A 20469-nucleotide genomic window follows, 5' to 3' on the forward strand; every position below is an offset into this window, starting at 1 on the left:
AAGGTGAGCGCATTAGTCTATAATGCGCGCACTTTGTGGGTTGAAGCCTGTTTTAGGCACTTTTTAAGTGCAAGAAACTAGGCTTCCGTCCAAGACCGCAGGTGTTTACTTTAACGGTTTACTTAATTTCCTGCGTAGACGGTGTCAGGCCCCAGCTAAATTTTTTTACTGGATAATCTGCACCGTAAGTCACTAAATACATAAGTATTTAGTATGGTAAATACTAGGGAATACCCTAGGTAGAATCCAGGAGTAAAGCCAATGGCATTAAGACTCGAAGACAAAAAAGCGATTGTTGCTGAAGTCAACGAAGCTGCCAAAGGTGCGCTATCTGCAGTAGCCGCCGATTCTCGCGGTGTAACTGTAGGTGCTATGACCGGTCTGCGTAAAAAAGCGCGTGAAGCTGGTGTATATGTACGTGTAGTACGTAACACATTAGCGAAACGTGCTGTTGAAGGTACAGCTTTTGAGTGCCTAGCAGAGACGTTCACTGGCCCAACTTTGATTGCTTTCTCTAATGAGCACCCAGGTGCTGCAGCTCGTCTGTTAAAAGACTTTGCTAAAGAGCAAGCTAATTTCGAAGTTAAAGGCGCAGCCTTTGAAGGGAATTTCATCCCTGCAGCTGACATTGATCGTTTGGCGAAACTGCCAACATACGAAGAAGCACTAGCTCAGTTAATGATGACTATGAAAGAAGCATCTGCTGGCAAGTTCGTTCGTACACTGGCCGCCCTGCGCGATCAAAAACAAGAAGCCGCTTAATTTCAAGCTGGCTGCTTAATGAAATTGAATTCAGAACAATAGGAAACATTTGTTATGTCTATCACTAAAGACCAAATCTTAGAAGCCTTTGCAGCTATGTCTGTAATGGAAGTTGTTGAACTGATCGAAGCAATGGAAGAGAAGTTCGGCGTTTCTGCCGCTGCTGCTGTTGTTTCTGGTGGTGGCGAAGCTGCTGCTGCTGTTGAAGAGCAAACAGAATTCAACGTAATTCTGACTGCACACGGCGACAACAAAGTTGCAGTAATTAAAGCCATCCGTGGCGCAACTGGTTTAGGCCTGAAAGAAGCTAAAGCTATGTCTGAAGCTGCTCCAGTAGCAGTTAAAGAAGCTGTTTCTAAAGAAGAAGCTGAAGCTCTGAAGAAAGAACTAGTTGAAGCTGGTGCTTCAGTAGAAATCAAGTAAGCTATTATTTAGCTTGCTCACCCAAGCCACTTGGGTGGAGGCTGGCGGTTTTTTAACCGTCGGCCTTTTTTGCGCTATATGCGCCGGCGATTTTTTTTCACCGTTTGTCGCCAGATTTTGCAGTCCCTAGCAGAGATTACTGGTTAGGTTCTTGCCATCAACGGTGATGGGCAAACGTGCTGAATGTAATAACCTAAGTTATTGATTCAGTCTTGGTCACATCTCGTAAGCAGAGGAAACCCATGGTTTACTCCTATTCTGAAAAGAAGCGTATTCGCAAAGACTTTGGTAAGCGTCCACAGGTGTTGGATATTCCTTACCTTTTGTCTATTCAGTTAGACTCTTTTAAGAAGTTCACCGATCAAGATCCTACCGGTGAGCGCGGTCTTGAAGCCGCCTTCCGTAGCGTTTTTCCCATCAAGAGCTTTTCTGGTAATTCAGAACTGCAATACGTCAGCTATAAGCTTGGCGAGCCTGTTTTTGATGTGAAAGAGTGTCAGATCCGCGGTGTTACGTACTCAGCACCACTACGCGTTAAATTACGCATGGTGTTGTATGACCGTGAAGCAGCGGCGGGCACTGTAAAAGATATTAAAGAACAAGAAGTCTACATGGGTGATATCCCATTGATGACGGATAACGGTACCTTTGTAATCAACGGTACTGAGCGGGTAATCGTTTCTCAATTACACCGTAGCCCAGGCGTATTCTTCGATCACGACCGTGGTAAAACCCACTCATCGGGTAAGGTGCTGTATAACGCACGTATTATTCCTTACCGTGGTTCATGGCTTGACTTTGAATTCGATCCTAAAGATGCACTTTTCGTACGTATTGACCGTCGCCGTAAATTACCTGCGACTATCATTCTGCGTGCATTAGAATATTCAACTCAAGAGATCCTCGATCTGTTCTTCGAACGCGTTGAGTTCAAGATCAAGAAAGATACGCTAGTGATGGCGTTGGTTCCTGAGCGTCTACGTGGCGAAACCGCCAGCTATGACATCAAGGATGCCGAGGGTTCTGTACTGGTTGAAGCCGGTCGCCGTATTACTGCGCGCCATATTCGCCAGTTAGAAAAAACCAATACCACTGAACTCGAAGTGCCAGTTGAATATATCGTGGGCAAATATGCTGCTCAAGATTATATCGATCCGGACACGGGTGAAGTATTAGTGTCTGCCAACAGTGAAATCAGCTTAGAAGACTTAGCAAAATTATCACTGGCCGGCATTAAAGATATCAGCACGTTATACATTAACGAGCTAGATCACGGTGCTTATATTTCAGATACGCTGCGTATCGATTCAACCACTAACCGCTTAGAAGCGCTGGTTGAGATCTACCGCATGATGCGTCCTGGCGAGCCACCAACCAAAGATGCTGCCGAAGCACTATTCCAGAACTTGTTCTTCAGTGAAGAGCGTTATGACCTGTCTAAAGTAGGTCGTATGAAGTTCAACCGTCGTCTCAGCATTCCTGATGACGAAGGTAGCGGTGTATTGTCTAAAGAAGACATCGTCGCGGTAATGAAGAATATCATTCATATCCGTAACGGTTTCGACGAAGTCGATGATATCGATCACTTGGGCAACCGTCGTATTCGTAGCGTCGGTGAAATGGCTGAAAACCAATTCCGCGTAGGTTTAGTCCGTGTTGAGCGCGCCGTGCGTGAACGTCTGTCTTTAGGCGATCTGAACGAGCTGATGCCACAGGATTTAATCAACGCTAAGCCAATTTCTGCAGCGGTGAAAGAGTTCTTCGGTTCTTCTCAGCTGTCACAATTCATGGACCAAAACAATCCGCTGTCAGAAGTAACGCATAAGCGTCGTATTTCTGCCCTTGGCCCAGGTGGTTTGACCCGTGAACGTGCTGGCTTCGAAGTCCGCGACGTACACCCAACGCATTATGGTCGTTTATGTCCAATTGAGACCCCTGAAGGTCCAAACATTGGTCTAATCAACTCATTAGCAAGTTTTGCCCGTACTAACTCCTACGGCTTCTTAGAAACCCCATACCGCAAAGTGGTAGACGGTGTGATCACTGACGAAGTGGAATACTTGTCAGCGATTGAAGAAGGTCGTTATGTGATTGCACAGGCGAACATCGAAGTTGATGCTCAAGGCCGCATGGTTGAAGAACAGATCGCCTGTCGTCACAAAGGTGAATCTACCTTTATGCGCGCGTCTGACATTCAATACATGGACGTATCGCCACAGCAGATTATTTCTGTTGCTGCATCACTGATCCCGTTCTTAGAACACGACGACGCTAACCGTGCATTGATGGGTGCGAACATGCAACGTCAAGCCGTACCAACACTGCGCTCTGAAAAGCCGTTAGTAGGTACAGGTATTGAACGTACGCTAGCTGTTGACTCAGGTGTTGTAGTGTCAGCTAAGCGTGGCGGCGTGATCGACTACGTTGATGCGAGCCGTATCGTTGTTAAAGTCAATGAAGATGAGCTACGCCCAGGCGAAGCCGGTATCGACATTTATAACCTGACTAAATACACCCGTTCTAACCAAAACACTTGTATCAACCAACGCCCTTGTTGTGCCGTTGGCGAGCCAGTGGTTCGTGGTGACGTGTTAGCAGACGGTCCGTCTACTGACTTAGGTGACTTAGCCCTTGGCCAGAACATGCGTATCGCGTTCATGCCTTGGAACGGTTACAACTTCGAAGACTCGATCTTAATTTCTGAGCGCGTAGCGCAAGAAGACCGCTTCACAACTATCCACATTCAGGAGCTGTCTTGTATTGCTCGTGATACCAAACTGGGTAGCGAAGAAATCACGGCTGATATTCCAAACGTAGGTGAGTCTGCCCTGTCGAAACTCGACGAGTCAGGTATCGTTTACATTGGTGCAGAAGTGAAGGGCGGCGACATTCTGGTCGGTAAAGTAACGCCAAAGGGCGAAACACAGCTAACACCAGAAGAGAAGTTACTCCGCGCTATCTTCGGTGAGAAAGCGTCTGACGTTAAAGACAGCTCACTGCGTGTACCTAACTCTGTTAAGGGCACTATCATCGACGTTCAGGTATTTACCCGTGACGGCGTTGAAAAAGACAAGCGTGCTGTTGAAATCGAAGAAATGCACATCGCCCAAGCACGTAAAGACTTAGGCGAAGAGTTCAAGATCCTTGAAGAAGGCGTATTGAGCCGTGCTCGCAACCTATTGTTAGGTGCTGGTTTCACAGAAACCCAAATCGCAGCGATGCCACGTAAAGATGTATTGGTTCAAGTCATTGACGATGAAGCAAAACAAACTGAACTTGAGCAATTAGCTGAGCAGCATGAAGAGCTGAAAGCAGACTTCGATAAGAAGTTTGAAATCAAACGTCGCAAGATCACCCAAGGTGATGACTTGGCGCCAGGCGTACTGAAGATCGTTAAGGTTTACTTAGCGGTTAAGCGTACTATCCAACCTGGTGACAAGATGGCGGGTCGTCATGGTAACAAGGGTGTTATCTCTAAGATTTGCCCAATCGAAGATATGCCATATGACGAGCAAGGTAACCCAGTAGACATCGTATTGAACCCACTAGGTGTTCCATCACGTATGAACATTGGTCAGGTACTTGAAGTCCATATGGGCGCCGCGGCTAAAGGTATTGGTAACAAGATCACTGCGATGCTTGAAGAACAGCGCGAGCTGGCTGAAGTACGTGGTTACATCAAGCAAGTTTATGAGTTAGGTGACGAAGTGCAGCAGCGCGTCGATATCGATTCATTCACCGATGATGAAGTGATGCGTCTTGCCCAAAACCTGAAGGGTGGTATCCCGATTGCGACTCCTGCATTCGACGGTGCTAAAGAGAAAGAGATCAAGCAGATGCTTGAGCTTGCAGGCTTGCCAACCTCTGGTCAGCTGAAGTTGTATGATGGTCGTACCGGTAACGAATTTGAGCGTCAAGTAACAGTAGGTTACATGTACATGCTCAAACTGAACCACTTAGTTGATGACAAGATGCACGCCCGTTCTACCGGCTCGTACAGCTTAGTGACTCAACAACCACTGGGCGGTAAAGCTCAGTTCGGTGGTCAGCGTTTCGGGGAGATGGAAGTGTGGGCACTGGAAGCATATGGTGCCGCTTATACGCTTCAAGAAATGCTCACCGTGAAATCGGATGACGTTAACGGTCGTACTCAGATGTATAAGAACATCGTCGACGGTAACCATCAGATGCAACCTGGCATGCCAGAGTCCTTCAACGTGTTACTGAAGGAGATCCGTTCACTCGGTATTAATATCGAGTTGGATCAGGAATAAGCGTAGGCAGTAGCCGCGTTTGGCAACAGAATGGTACTCCGCAGTCGCGGAGTACCCGGTTTAACTCCTTCAGGAGAGAAACGTGAAAGACTTATTAAAGTTTCTGAAACAGCAAAGCAAGACTGAAGAATTTAACGGCATCAAAATTGGTCTGGCATCGCCTGATCTGATCCGTTCTTGGTCTTTTGGTGAAGTTAAGAAGCCAGAAACCATTAACTACCGTACCTTCAAGCCTGAGCGTGAAGGTCTGTTCTGTGCGCGTATCTTTGGCCCAGTCAAAGATTACGAATGTTTGTGCGGTAAGTACAAACGTTTGAAGCACCGTGGTGTTATTTGTGAAAAGTGTGGCGTTGAAGTCACTCAGACTAAAGTACGCCGTGAGCGTATGGGTCACATCGAACTGGCTAGTCCAGTTGCGCACATTTGGTTCTTAAAATCACTGCCGTCTCGTATCGGTTTAATGCTGGATATGACGCTGCGTGATATCGAACGCGTACTGTATTTTGAATCATTCGTCGTGATCGAGCCTGGCATGACCAGCCTCGAACGTGGCCAAATGCTGACAGAAGAAACCTATCTGGATGCATTGGAAGAATACGGTGATGAGTTCGAAGCTAAAATGGGCGCCGAAGCGGTTCTTGAACTGCTACGTGCTATCGATTTAGCGAAAGAAATCGAACAAATGCGTGAAGAATTACCTTCAATCAACTCTGAGACCCGTCGCAAGAAAGTGACTAAACGTCTTAAGCTGATGGAAGCATTCTTCACCTCAGGCAACAAGCCTGAGTGGATGATCCTAAAAGTACTGCCAGTGTTACCGCCTGACTTACGTCCGCTGGTACCGCTCGATGGCGGCCGCTTCGCGACATCAGATCTGAACGATCTGTATCGCCGCGTGATCAACCGTAACAACCGTTTGAAGCGTCTGTTAGATTTAGCTGCGCCGGACATTATCGTACGCAACGAAAAGCGTATGTTACAAGAGTCTGTTGATGCGCTATTGGATAACGGTCGTCGTGGTCGTGCTATTACCGGTTCTAACAAACGTCCTCTGAAATCTTTGGCCGATATGATCAAAGGTAAGCAAGGTCGTTTCCGTCAGAACTTGCTCGGTAAGCGCGTCGACTACTCTGGTCGTTCGGTTATTACCGTAGGTCCTACTTTACGTCTGCACCAATGTGGTCTTCCTAAGAAGATGGCACTGGAACTGTTCAAGCCATTCATCTATGGCAAGCTAGAAGGTCGTGGCTTAGCGACAACCATCAAAGCGGCTAAGAAGATGGTAGAGCGTGAAGTGGCGGAAGTATGGGACGTTCTGGATGAAGTGATCCGCGAACATCCAGTGATGCTTAACCGTGCACCAACACTGCACAGATTAGGTATCCAAGCGTTCGAACCCGTACTGATTGAAGGTAAAGCCATCCAGTTACACCCACTCGTTTGTGCGGCATACAACGCCGACTTCGACGGTGACCAAATGGCGGTACACGTACCGTTAACACTGGAAGCTCAGCTTGAAGCCCGTGCCCTGATGATGTCTACCAACAACATCCTGTCACCTGCCAACGGCGAGCCTGTAATCACTCCGTCTCAAGACGTGGTATTGGGTCTGTACTACACCAGCCGTGAACGTATCAACGGTCGTGGTGAAGGTATGGCATTTATGTCTGTTGCTGAAGTTGAAAAAGCTTACGCAACTGGCGCTGCTGAACTGCATGCCCGCGTGAAAGTGCGTATCACTGAAACCATTATTGGTGACAATGGTGAGCGCACAGAACAACGCCGTATCGTGAATACGACTGTGGGTCGTGCACTGCTGTCACAAATTTTGCCAGCAGGTTTGTCATTTGATCTGGTTAACCAGAACATGGGCAAAAAGCAGATTTCTAAATTATTGAACACTTGTTACCGTCAACTGGGTCTGAAAGATACCGTTATCTTCGCTGACCAATTGATGTATACCGGTTTCCGTTTCGCCACTATCTCTGGTGCATCTGTCGGTATTGACGACATGGTGATCCCAGCAGAGAAGTACACCTTAGTTGCCGACGCTGAAGCGGAAGTTCTTGAAATTCAAGAGCAGTTCCAATCAGGTCTGGTTACTGCTGGTGAGCGTTACAACAAAGTAATCGATATCTGGGCAAGTGCTAACGAAAAAGTTTCTAAGGCTATGATGGAAAACCTGTCAACTGAGACAGTGATTAACCGTGATGGCGTTGAAGAGAAACAAGCCTCGTTTAACAGCATCTATATGATGGCTGACTCAGGTGCTCGTGGTAGTGCCGCACAGATCCGTCAGTTGGCGGGTATGCGTGGTCTGATGGCTAAGCCTGACGGCTCAATCATCGAGACCCCAATTGTGGCTAACTTCCGTGAAGGTCTGAACGTTCTTCAGTACTTCATCTCAACCCACGGTGCGCGTAAGGGTCTTGCCGATACCGCATTGAAGACAGCGAACTCGGGTTACCTGACTCGTCGTCTGGTTGACGTTGCTCAAGATTTAGTGGTCATCGAAGACGATTGTGGTACCCACGAAGGTCTGACAATGAAGCCGCTTATCGAAGGTGGTGACGTAGTTGAGCCATTACGTGAACGCGTATTGGGTCGTGTGGTTGCCGTTGATGTGTTCTACCCAGGCACTGAAGACGTATTAGCACCACGTAACACGCTGCTCGATGAAGCATGGTGTGACAAGTTAGAAGAGCATTCAATCGACGAAGTGATTGTACGTTCAGTAATTACCTGTGATACCGATTTCGGTGTATGTGCCGCCTGTTATGGTCGTGACTTGGCCCGTGGCCATATCATCAACCACGGTGAAGCCATTGGTGTTGTGGCAGCACAATCCATCGGTGAACCTGGTACACAGTTAACGATGCGTACGTTCCACATCGGTGGTGCGGCATCAAGAGCTTCTGCAGAAAACAACGTCCAAGTGAAAAACTCGGGTTCATTGAAACTGCACAATGCTAAGCATGTTACCAACAGCGACGGCAAACTGGTTATCGTTTCTCGTTCTTCTGAGCTGGCCATCATCGATGAGTTAGGTCGTGAGAAAGAGCGTTACAAAGTGCCATACGGTACTGTACTTGAGAAGCTGGAAGATGCGGCGGTTGAAGCGGGCGATATCATCGCTAACTGGGACCCACATACTCACCCAATCATTTCTGAAGTAGCGGGTAGCATCAAGTTCGTTGATATGATTGATGGTGTCACTATGACACGTCAAACAGACGAGCTGACAGGTTTGTCATCAATCGTGATCCTTGACGTTGGTCAGCGTGGTACTGCGGGTAAAGAAATGCGCCCAATGATCCGCCTGCTTGGCGCTAACGGGGCTGACTTGATGATCCCAGGTACAGAAGTGCCAGCACAGTACTTCTTACCCGGTAGTGCGATCGTTAACCTTGACGACAACGCGCAAATCAACGTGGGTGACGCCTTAGCACGTATTCCGCAGGAATCGTCTAAAACACGCGACATCACCGGTGGTCTGCCACGCGTTGCTGACTTGTTCGAAGCGCGGAAACCAAAAGAGCCTGCTATTCTGGCTGAAATCTCCGGTACCATCTCATTTGGTAAAGAGACTAAAGGCAAGCGTCGTCTGGTAATTACACCTGCCGACGGTGGCGATCAATACGAAGAGATGATCCCGAAATGGCGTAACTTAAACGTGTTCGAAGGTGAAAAAGTCGAACGTGGTGAAGTTATTGCTGACGGTCCAGAAGCGGCGCATGACATTCTGCGTCTACGTGGCATCCACAACGTAGCTAACTACATTGTGAACGAAGTGCAGGACGTTTACCGTCTGCAGGGCGTGAAGATCAACGATAAGCATATCGAAGTGATCATCCGTCAAATGCTGCGTAAGTGCTTAATTACTTCTGCTGGCGACACTGAGTTCTTAGAAGGTGAGCAAGTTGAAGTGTCACGCGTTAAGATCGCTAACCGCGAACTGATCGCACAGGGCAAAGTACCTGCGACCTTCGAACGTGAACTGTTGGGTATCACTAAAGCGTCTCTGGCAACTGAGTCCTTTATCTCTGCAGCTTCGTTCCAAGAAACAACGCGCGTACTGACTGAAGCCGCCGTAGGTGGTAAGAGCGATCAACTGCGTGGTCTGAAAGAAAACGTTATCGTAGGCCGTCTGATCCCAGCCGGTACAGGTTACGCATATCACAAGACCCGTAATGATGCCCGTGCTAAGAAAGACGAGCCAGTTGTAGTGAATAAGATCACTGCAAGTGAAGCGGAACAGAACCTCGCTGATCTGTTAAACTTGGCTGGCAGCCAAGATTAAGTAATCAGTTTGTAACAAAAAGGCGCCTTTGGCGCCTTTTTTCTTGTAAAATGCCGCAAAAGTTGGCTATTTCTTGACAGTCCGGTATTACCTTTCTAAAATTCCGCGTCCCACCATTGTGGGATATAGATTTTTCACACCTTATCGTTGAGTTTGATTCAACTGACTCGGAGCTATACATGGCAACTGTAAACCAGTTGGTACGTAAGCCACGCGCGCCAAAAGTCGACAAGACTAACGTGCCTGCGTTGAATGCGTGCCCACAGAAGCGTGGTGTTTGTACACGTGTGTACACTACTACCCCTAAAAAACCTAACTCTGCACTACGTAAAGTAGCTCGTGTGCGTCTAACTAACGGTTTCGAAGTTACTTCGTACATCGGCGGTGAAGGCCACAACCTGCAGGAACACAGCGTGATCTTAATCCGTGGTGGTCGTGTTAAAGACTTACCAGGTGTTCGCTATCACACTGTCCGTGGCGCACTAGACTGTGCTGGCGTGAGCTCACGTCGCCAAAGTCGTTCTAAGTACGGTGCAAAGCGTCCTAAGTCTTAACTTATCCGTTAAGTAAGGCCAAGCTAGTTTATTTTGAGAATTCCAGTTTTGGAAATCCCTGAAGCATACGGAGAATTGTTATGCCAAGACGTCGCGTTGTAGGACAACGTAAAATCCTACCAGATCCAAAGTTTCACAGTGAGTTGCTGGCTAAGTTCATCAACGTCATTATGCAAGACGGCAAAAAGTCGACTGCAGAAAAAATTATTTACAAGGCACTAGACGTTATCGCTGAAAAGAAAAGCGAAAACCATTTAGTTATCCTTGAAGCAGCCCTGGACAACGTTCGCCCATCAGTCGAAGTTAAATCTCGTCGCGTGGGTGGTTCTACGTACCAGGTACCATGTGAAGTTCGTCCTGTGCGTCGTAACGCACTGGCGATGCGCTGGTTAGTTGAAGCTGCTCGTAAGCGTGGTGAAAAATCTATGGCTTTACGTCTAGCAGGTGAAATGCTAGATGCGTCTGAAAACAAAGGTACTGCTGTTAAGAAGCGTGAAGACGTGCACCGCATGGCTGAAGCTAACAAGGCCTTTGCTCATTACCGTTGGTAATCTGATGGTGTGGGCTTAGGTCCACACCATTGTTGTTGATATTGCCAAGACAACCGTCTTGGTGGAGAGGGTATAATCGTGGCTCGTATAACCCCAATTGAGCGTTATCGTAATATCGGTATTTGTGCTCATGTGGATGCAGGTAAAACCACCACAACAGAACGTGTTCTGTTCTATACCGGTTTGTCTCATAAAATCGGTGAGGTGCATGACGGCGCCGCGACCACTGACTGGATGGTTCAAGAGCAAGAGCGTGGTATCACAATTACCTCTGCCGCTGTAACAACCTTCTGGCGTGGTATGGATGCTCAATTCACTGAACACCGCATCAATATCATCGATACCCCTGGTCACGTTGACTTCACTATTGAAGTTGAGCGTTCTTTGCGCGTCCTTGACGGCGCCGTTGTGGTTTTCTGTGGTTCTTCAGGTGTTGAACCCCAATCGGAAACCGTCTGGCGTCAAGCTGACAAATACCGCGTTCCACGCCTCGTATTTGTTAACAAAATGGACCGCGCAGGTGCGGACTTTGAACGTGTAGTGAAGCAAATCAGAACTCGCCTTGGAGCGACTTGTGTACCGATCCAATTAAATATCGGTTCAGAAGAAAACTTCACCGGCGTGATCGATTTAATCAAGATGAAAGCCATTAACTGGAATGAAGCAGACCAGGGAATGACTTTTACTTATGAAGAGATCCCAGCGCATTTAGCGGCTAAAGCTGCTGAAATGCATGAGTATCTGATCGAAGCTGCCGCCGAGGCCTCGGATGAGCTGATGGATAAATACCTTGAAGAAGGTACCCTATCAGAAGACGAGATCAAAAAAGCGCTGCGTCAACGTACTATAAATAATGAAATCGTTTTAGCGACCTGTGGTTCTGCATTTAAGAACAAGGGCGTTCAAGCGGTACTCGATGCGGTAGTAGAATTCTTGCCAGCTCCCGTTGATGTGCCTCCAATTAAGGGCATCGACGAAAATGAGCAAGAAGTAGAACGCCCATCAGATGACAATGCACCTTTTGCTGCATTGGCATTTAAGATTGCTACAGATCCATTCGTAGGCACTCTAACCTTTATCCGTGTGTACTCAGGCGTACTCGAATCGGGGTCAGGCGTTTACAACTCTGTTAAACAGAAACGTGAACGTATCGGTCGTATCGTGCAAATGCACGCCAACGATCGAACTGAGCTGAAAGAAGTCCGTGCTGGTGATATTGCCGCGGCTATTGGCTTAAAAGAAGTCACTACGGGTGATACGCTTTGTGATAACGATCATAAAGTGATCTTGGAACGTATGGAGTTCCCTGAGCCAGTAATTACCATTGCCGTTGAGCCTAAGTCTAAAGCTGACCAAGATAAGATGGGTATCGCGCTGCAAAAGCTTGCAGCGGAAGATCCTTCATTCCGGGTTGAAACTGACGAAGAATCATCACAAACTCTGATTTCAGGAATGGGTGAGTTACACTTAGACATCATTGTCGACCGTATGCGTCGTGAATTTGGTGTTGAATGTAACGTAGGTAAGCCTCAAGTGGCCTACCGTGAAACCATTCGTGGATCAGTTGAAGCGGAAGGTAAATTTGTACGCCAATCAGGTGGTCGTGGACAATTCGGCCATGTTTGGTTAAAACTAGAGCCTAATGAAGAAGGCGCTGGTTACGAATTTATCAATGCGATTGTAGGGGGTGTGGTTCCTCGTGAATTCATTCCTGCGGTTGATAAAGGTATCCAAGAACAGATGAAGAACGGCGTACTCGCTGGCTTCCCTGTGTTGGACGTGAAGGTCACTCTGTTCGATGGTTCATATCATGATGTGGACTCGAATGAAATGGCGTTCAAAATTGCGGGTTCTATGGGCTTCAAAAAGGGTGCGCTTGAGGCGAAACCTGTGTTGCTCGAGCCTTGCATGAAAGTAGAAGTCACTACCCCAGAGAACTACATGGGTGACGTGGTTGGTGATTTAAACCGTCGTCGTGGTTTGATTGAAGGTATGGATGATGGCTTTGGTGGCATCAAAATAGTCCATGCTGTAGTGCCTCTTTCTGAAATGTTTGGTTATGCAACTGATTTGCGCTCTGCAACTCAGGGGCGTGCTTCGTACTCTATGGAGTTCTTGAAGTACTCTGATGCACCGCAAAACATTGCGAAAGCGATTATTGAATCTCGTAGCTAATTTCCAGTTACGACATAAATGTTATATGGTCCAGCTTTGACTGGACTATTCTGAAAAGAAAGGAATATATCGTGGCAAAAGCTAAATTTGAACGTATTAAGCCTCACGTAAACGTGGGCACCATTGGTCACGTTGACCATGGTAAAACCACTCTGACTGCAGCTATCTCTCACGTACTGGCTAAGACCTACGGTGGCGAAGCTAAAGACTTCTCTCAAATCGATAACGCTCCAGAAGAGCGTGAGCGCGGTATTACCATCAATACCTCTCACATCGAATATGACACGCCTTCACGTCACTACGCACACGTAGACTGCCCAGGCCACGCTGACTATGTTAAAAACATGATCACTGGTGCTGCACAGATGGACGGCGCGATCCTAGTAGTAGCGTCTACAGACGGCCCAATGCCACAGACTCGTGAGCACATCCTGCTTTCTCGTCAGGTTGGCGTACCGTACATCATCGTGTTCATGAACAAGTGTGACATGGTAGATGACGAAGAGCTGTTAGAGCTAGTTGAGATGGAAGTTCGTGAACTGTTATCAGAATACGATTTCCCAGGTGATGACTTACCAGTAATCCAAGGTTCAGCTCTGAAAGCGCTAGAAGGCGAGCCAGAGTGGGAAGCGAAGATCATTGAATTAGCAGCGGCTCTGGATTCTTACATTCCAGAACCACAACGTGACATCGATAAGCCGTTCCTACTGCCAATCGAAGACGTATTCTCAATCTCTGGCCGTGGTACAGTAGTAACTGGTCGTGTTGAGCGTGGTATTGTTCGCGTAGGCGACGAAGTTGAAATCGTTGGTGTACGTGCAACGACTAAGACGACTTGTACTGGTGTAGAAATGTTCCGTAAACTGCTTGACGAAGGTCGTGCAGGTGAGAACTGTGGTATTTTGTTACGTGGTACTAAGCGTGATGACGTAGAACGTGGTCAAGTATTAGCGAAGCCAGGTTCAATCAACCCACACACCACTTTTGAATCAGAAGTATACGTGCTGTCAAAAGAAGAAGGTGGACGTCACACTCCATTCTTCAAAGGCTACCGTCCACAGTTCTACTTCCGTACAACTGACGTAACCGGTACTATCGAACTGCCAGAAGGCGTAGAGATGGTAATGCCAGGCGACAACATCAAGATGAAAGTGACTCTGATCTGCCCAATCGCGATGGACGAAGGTTTACGCTTCGCAATCCGTGAAGGTGGCCGTACAGTAGGCGCTGGTGTTGTAGCTAAGATTTTCGCTTAATCGCGAGCTTAGAAACAATGCTGAAAAAGGAAGCCTAGGCTTCCTTTTTTATTTTGGGGCTAGCGTTATTTTAAATTTTGTGTAAAATGCTCGCCACTCTGAAGTTGAATAGTCTTTTTGATGACTATTTACACAGTGGGCTTGATATCTAAATTTAGATGGGTATAATGGCCCCCTCGTTGACCTAGGTCGACGAATATAAATGATTAGTCAATTAAGTTAATCATTATCATAGCGGCTCCGATTGGGAGTCGAACGGTTAAATCATCTCGCTCTGCTTTTCCAATAAGGAAGAAGCTAGAGGGTGATTTTTTATGTGTCCATTTTAGGAGCTCTGGTCAATGCAGAACCAAAGAATCCGTATCCGCTTGAAAGGATTTGATCATCGTTTAATTGATCAGTCTACAGCGGAAATCGTTGAAACTGCTAAGCGTACTGGCGCCCAGGTACGTGGTCCTATTCCACTACCTACGCGCAAAGAGCGTTATACCGTTTTGATCTCTCCGCACGTTAATAAAGATGCTCGTGACCAGTACGAATTACGTACTCACAAGCGCCTGGTTGACATCGTAGAGCCAACTGAAAAGACTGTAGACGCGTTAATGCGTTTAGATCTTGCGGCTGGTGTCGACGTACAGATTAGCTTGGGTTAATTGAGATCCTTAGAAGAGGTTTGAGAGATGGCTATCGGTCTTATTGGTCGTAAAGTTGGTATGACTCGCATCTTCACTGAAGATGGTGTTTCAATACCTGTTACAGTAATTGAAGTTGCTGGCAACCGTGTTACTCAAGTGAAAACTTTAGAAACTGACGGCTACCGCGCGCTTCAAGTTACTACTGGTACCAAAAAAGCCAATCGCATCACTAAACCAGAAGCAGGTCACTTTGCCAAGAGCGGTGTTGAAGCCGGTCGTGGTTTGTGGGAAGTGCGTCTGGCAGACGGTGAAGGCGAGGGCATTGAAGTTGGTGCTGAGCTAAATGTTGATATTTTCGCTGATGTAGCGAAAGTTGATGTTACTGGTCAATCAAAAGGTAAAGGTTTCCAAGGCGGCGTTAAGCGTTGGAACTTCCGTACTCAAGATATGACTCACGGTAACTCTTTGTCGCACCGTTCGAACGGTTCTATTGGTCAGAACCAGACGCCTGGTCGCGTATTTAAAGGCAAAAAAATGTCAGGCCATATGGGTGCCGAGCGTGTTACTACTCAAAATCTAGAAGTTGTTCGTGTAGATGTTGAGCGTAACCTGCTACTGGTTAAAGGTGCTGTTCCGGGCGCAACTAATGGCGACCTGATCATCAAGCCTGCAGTTAAAGCTTAAGGTCTGAGGAGATAGTAATGGAATTGGTATTGAAAGACGCACAAAGCGCTCTTGAAGTTTCCGAAACTACCTTCGGCCGTGACTTTAACGAGGCACTGGTTCATCAGGTAGTTGTAGCGTACGCTGCAAACGCGCGTCAAGGCACTCGTGGCCAAAAGACTCGTGCGGAAGTAACTGGCTCTGGCAAAAAGCCATGGCGCCAAAAAGGCACTGGCCGCGCTCGCGCTGGTAGTGTCAAGGGCCCAATCTGGCGTGGCGGTGGCGTAACATTCGCTGCTAAAACTCAAGATCATAGCCAAAAAGTTAACAAAAAGATGTACCGCGGCGCGCTGAAAAGCATTCTGTCTGAATTGGTACGTCAAGAGCGTCTGGTTGTTGTTGAATCTTTCGGCGTTGAAGCTCCTAAAACTAAAGAGCTGAAAGCAAAGTTAAAAGCAATGAACCTAGAAGACGTTCTGATTGTAACTGCAGAAGTTGATGAGAACTTATTCTTAGCAGCTCGTAACCTGTACAAGGTTGACGTTCGTGACGTAGCGGGTCTAGACCCAGTGAGTCTGATCGCGTTCAACACTGTGCTTGTGACTGCTGACGCAGTGAAGCAAATCGAGGAGATGCTAGCATGATGATCCGCGAAGAACGTTTGCTAAAAGTTATTCTCGCTCCACACATCTCTGAAAAGAGCACTGTGAACGCTGAGAAGCACAACACTGTTGTTTTCCGCGTAGCTATCGATGCAACTAAAGCTGAAATTAAAGCTGCTGTTGCTAAGCTATTTGAAGTTGAAGTTGATTCAGTTCGCACTTTAGTGAGCAAAGGCAAAACTAAACGCACTGGTGGCCGTACTGGTCGTCGTAGCGATTGGAAAAAAGCCTATGTGACTCTAGCTGCTGGTGCTGACATCGATTTCGTCGGCGGCGCTGAGTAAGCAAAGGAGAATTATCATGGCAGTTATTAAGTGTAAGCCAACCTCTCCAGGTCGTCGCCACGTTGTTAAAGTGGTGAACACTGACCTGCATAAGGGTAAACCCTTTGCTGGCCTGTTGGCGAAAAAATCTAAAAGTGGTGGCCGTAACAATACTGGCCGTATCACTGTCCGTCACGTAGGTGGTGGTCACAAGCAGCATTACCGTTTAATCGACTTCAAACGCGATAAAGATGGTATCCCTGCAAAGATTGAGCGTCTGGAATACGATCCAAACCGTACTGCGCACATCGCTCTAGTACTGTATGCGGATGGTGAGCGTCGTTATATTCTTGCTGCTAAAGGCATGCAAGCTGGCGACAAAATCCAGTCTGGTGTTGAAGCCGAAATCAAAACCGGTAACGCAATGCCACTGCGCAACATTCCTGTAGGTTCTGTTGTGCACGCTGTAGAAATGAAGCCTGGTAAAGGTGCTCAAATCGCGCGTTCAGCGGGTGCTTATGTACAAGTTGTTGCTCGTGATGGCGCATATGCCACTCTACGTCTTCGCTCTGGCGAAATGCGTAAAGTGCCAGTTGATTGCCGCGCAACATTTGGTGAAGTTGGTAATGCCGAACATATGCTACGCCAGTTAGGTAAAGCAGGTGCTAAGCGCTGGAGAGGCATTCGCCCAACAGTTCGCGGTGTTGCAATGAACCCAGTAGACCATCCACACGGTGGTGGTGAAGGCCGTACTTCTGGTGGTCGTCACCCAGTGACTCCATGGGGTGTGCCAACTAAGGGTTATAAGACTCGTAGTAACAAGCGCACTGACAAGTACATCGTACGTCGTCGTAATAAATAGTAAGAGGATTCGCCATGCCACGTTCTCTCAAGAAAGGTCCCTTCATTGACCTGCACTTGCTGAAGAAGGTAGAGAAAGCGATGGAAGCCGGTGACAAAAAGCCTATTAAGACTTGGTCACGTCGCTCTATGATCATTCCAAATATGATTGGTTTGACCATCGCTGTCCATAATGGTCGTCAGCACGTTCCTGTGTTCGTAACTGACGAAATGATCGGCCACAAACTTGGTGAATTCTCACCAACTCGCACTTATCGCGGCCATGCTGCTGATAAGAAAGCGAAGAAGCGTTAATACGGGAGGAATAAGATGGAAGTTTTAGCTAAACATCGTTTTGCCCGTACGTCTGCGCAGAAGGCCCGTCTGGTTGCCGATCAAATTCGTGGTTTGCCTGTTGCTAAGGCACTCGAAATTTTGACTTTCAGCCCGAAGAAAGCCGCCGTACTGGTTAAAAAAGTACTTGACTCAGCTATCGCAAACGCCGAACACAACGAAGGTGCGGATATTGATGAGCTAAAAGTAGGAGCCGTCTTTGTTGACGAGGGTCCAACTATGAAGCGTATCATGCCACGTGCTAAAGGCCGCGCTGATCGTATCATGAAGCGTACCAGCCACATTACTGTGGTTGTATCAGATCGCTAGGAGAGAGCAATGGGACAGAAAGTACATCCTAATGGTATCCGTCTGGGTATCACCAAGCCTTGGATCTCTACCTGGTACGCAGATAAGTCAGATTATGCGAATAATCTGAACAGCGACTGGGAAGTGCGTAAGTTTCTTGTAGAGAAGCTACAAGCTGCGTCAGTATCTAAGATTGTTATCGAACGTCCAGCGAAAAGCATCCGCGTTACGATTCACACTGCCCGTCCAGGCGTTGTGATTGGTAAGAAAGGTGAAGACGTTGAAGTATTGCGTGCTGCAGTTTCTAAACTTGCTGGCACTCCTGCTCAAATTAACATCGCTGAGATCCGTAAACCTGAGCTAGATGCCAAATTAGTTGCTGACTCTATTGCGCAGCAATTAGAGCGTCGTGTGATGTTCCGTCGTGCTATGAAGCGCGCGGTACAAAACGCAATGCGTATTGGTGCTCAAGGTATCAAAGTTGAAGTTAGTGGCCGTCTAGGCGGTGCTGAGATTGCGCGCTCTGAGTGGTATCGTGAAGGTCGTGTACCTTTACATACTTTGCGTGCTGATATCGACTATTCTACATCTGAAAGTCACACTCAATACGGTGTGATTGGTGTTAAAGTTTGGATCTTCAAAGGTGAAGTTCTGGACGGAATGCTGCCACAGATTGAAGAGCCGAAACAGCAGCAACCTAAGCGCAAGCCTCGTGGTAAATAGGAGAGCCGGCAATGCTGCAACCTAAACGTATGAAGTTTCGCAAGATGTTCAAAGGCCGTAACCGCGGTCTAGCGAACGGTACCGAAGTTAGCTTTGGTACTTTTGGTCTGAAAGCAGTCGGCCGTGGCCGTTTAACTGCACGTCAGATCGAATCTGCACGTCGTGCCATGACACGTCACATTAAGCGTCAGGGACAAATTTGGATTCGAGTTTTCCCGGACAAGCCGATTACCTCTAAGCCTCTTGAAGTGCGTATGGGTAAAGGTAAAGGTAACGTTGAATACTGGGTATGTCAGATTCAACCTGGTAAGGTTCTTTATGAGATGAATGGTGTTTCTGAAGTGATCGCTCGTGAAGCGTTTGCCTTAGCTGCTGCCAAGCTTCCAATTAAGACTACCTTCGTAACTAAGACGGTGATGTAATGAAAGCGAGCGAACTAAGAGAAAAGAGCGTTGAAGAACTGAACGCTGAACTACTTGGTCTGCTGCGTGAGCAGTTCAACCTGCGTATGCAACACGCCACTGGTCAGTTGACTCAGACTCATCAACTGAAATTAGTGCGCCGTAATATTGCGCGCGTTAAGACCATTATTACTTCTAAGGCGGGTGCATAATGTCTGATAAAATCCGTACTTTGCAGGGTCGTGTGACTAGCAACAAAATGGATAAAACCATTACTGTAGCTATCGAACGCCAAGTGAAACACCCAATCTATGGGAAATACATTAAGCGTACGACTAAGATCCATGCACATGACGAAACGAATCAGTGCAATGAAGGTGACGTAGTCGCAATTCGCGAATGCCGTCCTTTGTCTAAGACTAAATCTTGGACCCTGGTTGAAGTAGTATCAAAGGCCTAAGATAATTAGGTATTTAGGTAAACGGCTCCAGTATTTGGGGCCGTTTGTTTTTTAATACTATACTTTCCACTTTTATGGTGTTATATTTGCGCGCCATTTTTGACTAAATTAATAGCAAAAATTGGCGTTTATAGTCCCATAGTGGGAATTGTGTAGTAACGATAGCGGAGCACTTAAAATGATCCAAATGCAATCGACTCTTGACGTCGCATGTAACAGCGGCGCACGCAGAGTTCAGTGTATTAAGGTCTTGGGTGGCTCTCATCGTCGTTATGCCGGTATCGGCGACATTATCAAAGTTTCTGTAAAAGAAGCGATTCCTCGCGCTAAAGCGAAGAAAGGTGATGTGTATAACGCGGTGGTAGTCCGTACTAAGAAAGGCGTACGTCGTCCAGACGGTTCTGTCATTCGCTTCGATCGGAATGCAGCGGTTCTTTTGAACAACAACCTGCAGCCGATTGGCACTCGTATCTTTGGACCAGTGACACGTGAATTGCGTAATGAGCAATTCATGAAAATTGTCTCGCTGGCACCAGAAGTACTGTAAGGAGCTTCAAAATGGCAGCTAAAATCCGTCGTGAAGACGAAGTGATTGTATTGGCAGGTAAAGACAAGGGTAAACGTGCTAAAGTTTCTCAAGTCCTACCTACTGGTAAATTAATTGTTGAAGGCATCAATCTTGTCAAAAAACACCAAAAGCCAAACCCACAATTGGGCGTAGCTGGCGGTATTGTTGAGAAAGAAGCACCGATACAAGCATCAAATGTAGCGATTTTCAACTCTGCCACTGGCAAAGCTGATCGCGTTGGTTTCCGCTTTGAAGATGGCAAAAAAGTTCGCTTCTTCAAATCGACCAGTGAACTCGTTAAGTAATTGGAGTAAACG

At 47.2% G+C, this 20469-nt stretch carries 21 protein-coding genes; all 21 read left to right on the forward strand.

All coding sequences use genetic code 11. The features are described 5' to 3' along the window. Positions 1 to 261: 261 nt before the first annotated feature. The 21 genes from rplJ to rplX all read left to right on the forward strand — a co-directional run bounded on the left by rplJ (position 262) and on the right by rplX (position 20457). The gene (gene rplJ / locus JFT56_RS00965) at positions 262 to 762 is read left to right on the forward strand and encodes a 50S ribosomal protein L10 (RefSeq protein WP_007644320.1); all 501 of its coding nucleotides are present in this window, start codon (positions 262 to 264) and stop codon (positions 760 to 762) included. 54 nt (positions 763 to 816) lie between these two features. Further along, complete coding sequence (gene rplL / locus JFT56_RS00970; RefSeq protein ID WP_198781921.1) at positions 817 to 1185, forward strand: 50S ribosomal protein L7/L12; 369 nt, start codon at positions 817 to 819, stop codon at positions 1183 to 1185. A gap of 242 nt (positions 1186 to 1427) precedes the next feature. Beyond that, on the forward strand, positions 1428 to 5459 hold the full coding sequence (rpoB, locus tag JFT56_RS00975) for a DNA-directed RNA polymerase subunit beta (RefSeq protein WP_198781922.1): 4032 nt from the start codon (positions 1428 to 1430) through the stop codon (positions 5457 to 5459). Positions 5460 to 5541: 82 nt separating this feature from the next. Beyond that, on the forward strand, positions 5542 to 9759 hold the full coding sequence (gene rpoC, locus JFT56_RS00980) for a DNA-directed RNA polymerase subunit beta' (protein WP_198781923.1): 4218 nt from the start codon (positions 5542 to 5544) through the stop codon (positions 9757 to 9759). Positions 9760 to 9938: 179 nt separating this feature from the next. Beyond that, entirely contained in the window at positions 9939 to 10313 is a 375-nt protein-coding gene (rpsL, locus tag JFT56_RS00985; protein WP_037457737.1) for a 30S ribosomal protein S12, read from the forward strand. An 80-nt stretch (positions 10314 to 10393) separates the two neighbouring features. After that, positions 10394 to 10864, forward strand: coding sequence for a 30S ribosomal protein S7 (gene rpsG / locus JFT56_RS00990; protein WP_007644345.1), 471 nt, complete (start codon positions 10394 to 10396; stop codon positions 10862 to 10864). Between the two features lie 78 nt (positions 10865 to 10942). Continuing rightward, a complete protein-coding gene (gene fusA / locus JFT56_RS00995; protein ID WP_198781924.1) occupies positions 10943 to 13039 on the forward strand; it encodes an elongation factor G in 2097 nt (698 codons plus the stop codon). Between the two features lie 71 nt (positions 13040 to 13110). Then, positions 13111 to 14295 (forward strand): elongation factor Tu, encoded by a 1185-nt coding sequence (tuf, locus tag JFT56_RS01000; protein WP_198781918.1) that lies wholly within the window; start codon positions 13111 to 13113, stop codon positions 14293 to 14295. A gap of 341 nt (positions 14296 to 14636) precedes the next feature. Beyond that, positions 14637 to 14948 (forward strand): 30S ribosomal protein S10, encoded by a 312-nt coding sequence (gene rpsJ, locus JFT56_RS01005; RefSeq protein WP_011070616.1) that lies wholly within the window; start codon positions 14637 to 14639, stop codon positions 14946 to 14948. A 27-nt stretch (positions 14949 to 14975) separates the two neighbouring features. Beyond that, on the forward strand, positions 14976 to 15614 hold the full coding sequence (rplC, locus tag JFT56_RS01010) for a 50S ribosomal protein L3 (protein WP_007644356.1): 639 nt from the start codon (positions 14976 to 14978) through the stop codon (positions 15612 to 15614). Positions 15615 to 15631: 17 nt separating this feature from the next. Then, complete coding sequence (gene rplD, locus JFT56_RS01015) at positions 15632 to 16237, forward strand: 50S ribosomal protein L4 (protein WP_007644364.1); 606 nt, start codon at positions 15632 to 15634, stop codon at positions 16235 to 16237. Further along, positions 16237 to 16539 carry a 50S ribosomal protein L23 gene (rplW, locus tag JFT56_RS01020; protein ID WP_025008843.1) on the forward strand — a complete coding sequence of 101 codons (303 nt, stop codon included), beginning with the start codon at positions 16237 to 16239 and terminating at the stop codon, positions 16537 to 16539. The genes rplD and rplW overlap by 1 nt, the downstream gene beginning before the upstream one ends. A 16-nt stretch (positions 16540 to 16555) precedes the next feature. Further along, on the forward strand, positions 16556 to 17380 hold the full coding sequence (gene rplB, locus JFT56_RS01025; protein WP_007644390.1) for a 50S ribosomal protein L2: 825 nt from the start codon (positions 16556 to 16558) through the stop codon (positions 17378 to 17380). 14 nt (positions 17381 to 17394) lie between these two features. Continuing rightward, positions 17395 to 17673: a 30S ribosomal protein S19 gene (gene rpsS / locus JFT56_RS01030; RefSeq protein WP_006083596.1), complete on the forward strand. Its 279-nt coding sequence runs from the start codon at positions 17395 to 17397 to the stop codon at positions 17671 to 17673. 15 nt (positions 17674 to 17688) lie between these two features. After that, a complete protein-coding gene (gene rplV, locus JFT56_RS01035; protein ID WP_006083595.1) occupies positions 17689 to 18021 on the forward strand; it encodes a 50S ribosomal protein L22 in 333 nt (110 codons plus the stop codon). Between the two features lie 9 nt (positions 18022 to 18030). Beyond that, positions 18031 to 18723: a 30S ribosomal protein S3 gene (gene rpsC, locus JFT56_RS01040; RefSeq protein WP_007644428.1), complete on the forward strand. Its 693-nt coding sequence runs from the start codon at positions 18031 to 18033 to the stop codon at positions 18721 to 18723. Positions 18724 to 18734: 11 nt separating this feature from the next. Then, positions 18735 to 19145, forward strand: a complete 411-nt coding sequence (gene rplP, locus JFT56_RS01045) for a 50S ribosomal protein L16 (protein WP_006083593.1) — start codon at positions 18735 to 18737, stop codon at positions 19143 to 19145. After that, on the forward strand, positions 19145 to 19336 hold the full coding sequence (gene rpmC / locus JFT56_RS01050) for a 50S ribosomal protein L29 (protein WP_007644429.1): 192 nt from the start codon (positions 19145 to 19147) through the stop codon (positions 19334 to 19336). Before rplP ends, rpmC begins: the two co-directional genes overlap by 1 nt. Beyond that, complete coding sequence (gene rpsQ / locus JFT56_RS01055; protein ID WP_198781925.1) at positions 19336 to 19584, forward strand: 30S ribosomal protein S17; 249 nt, start codon at positions 19336 to 19338, stop codon at positions 19582 to 19584. The genes rpmC and rpsQ overlap by 1 nt, the downstream gene beginning before the upstream one ends. Before the next feature lie 178 nt (positions 19585 to 19762). Continuing rightward, positions 19763 to 20131, forward strand: coding sequence for a 50S ribosomal protein L14 (gene rplN / locus JFT56_RS01060; protein ID WP_006083590.1), 369 nt, complete (start codon positions 19763 to 19765; stop codon positions 20129 to 20131). Positions 20132 to 20142: 11 nt separating this feature from the next. Further along, the gene (gene rplX, locus JFT56_RS01065; protein WP_007644431.1) at positions 20143 to 20457 is read left to right on the forward strand and encodes a 50S ribosomal protein L24; all 315 of its coding nucleotides are present in this window, start codon (positions 20143 to 20145) and stop codon (positions 20455 to 20457) included. Positions 20458 to 20469: the final 12 nt, after the last annotated feature.

It is taken from the genome of Shewanella putrefaciens (assembly GCF_016406305.1).
Taxonomy (GTDB): Bacteria; Pseudomonadota; Gammaproteobacteria; order Enterobacterales; family Shewanellaceae; genus Shewanella; species Shewanella putrefaciens_C.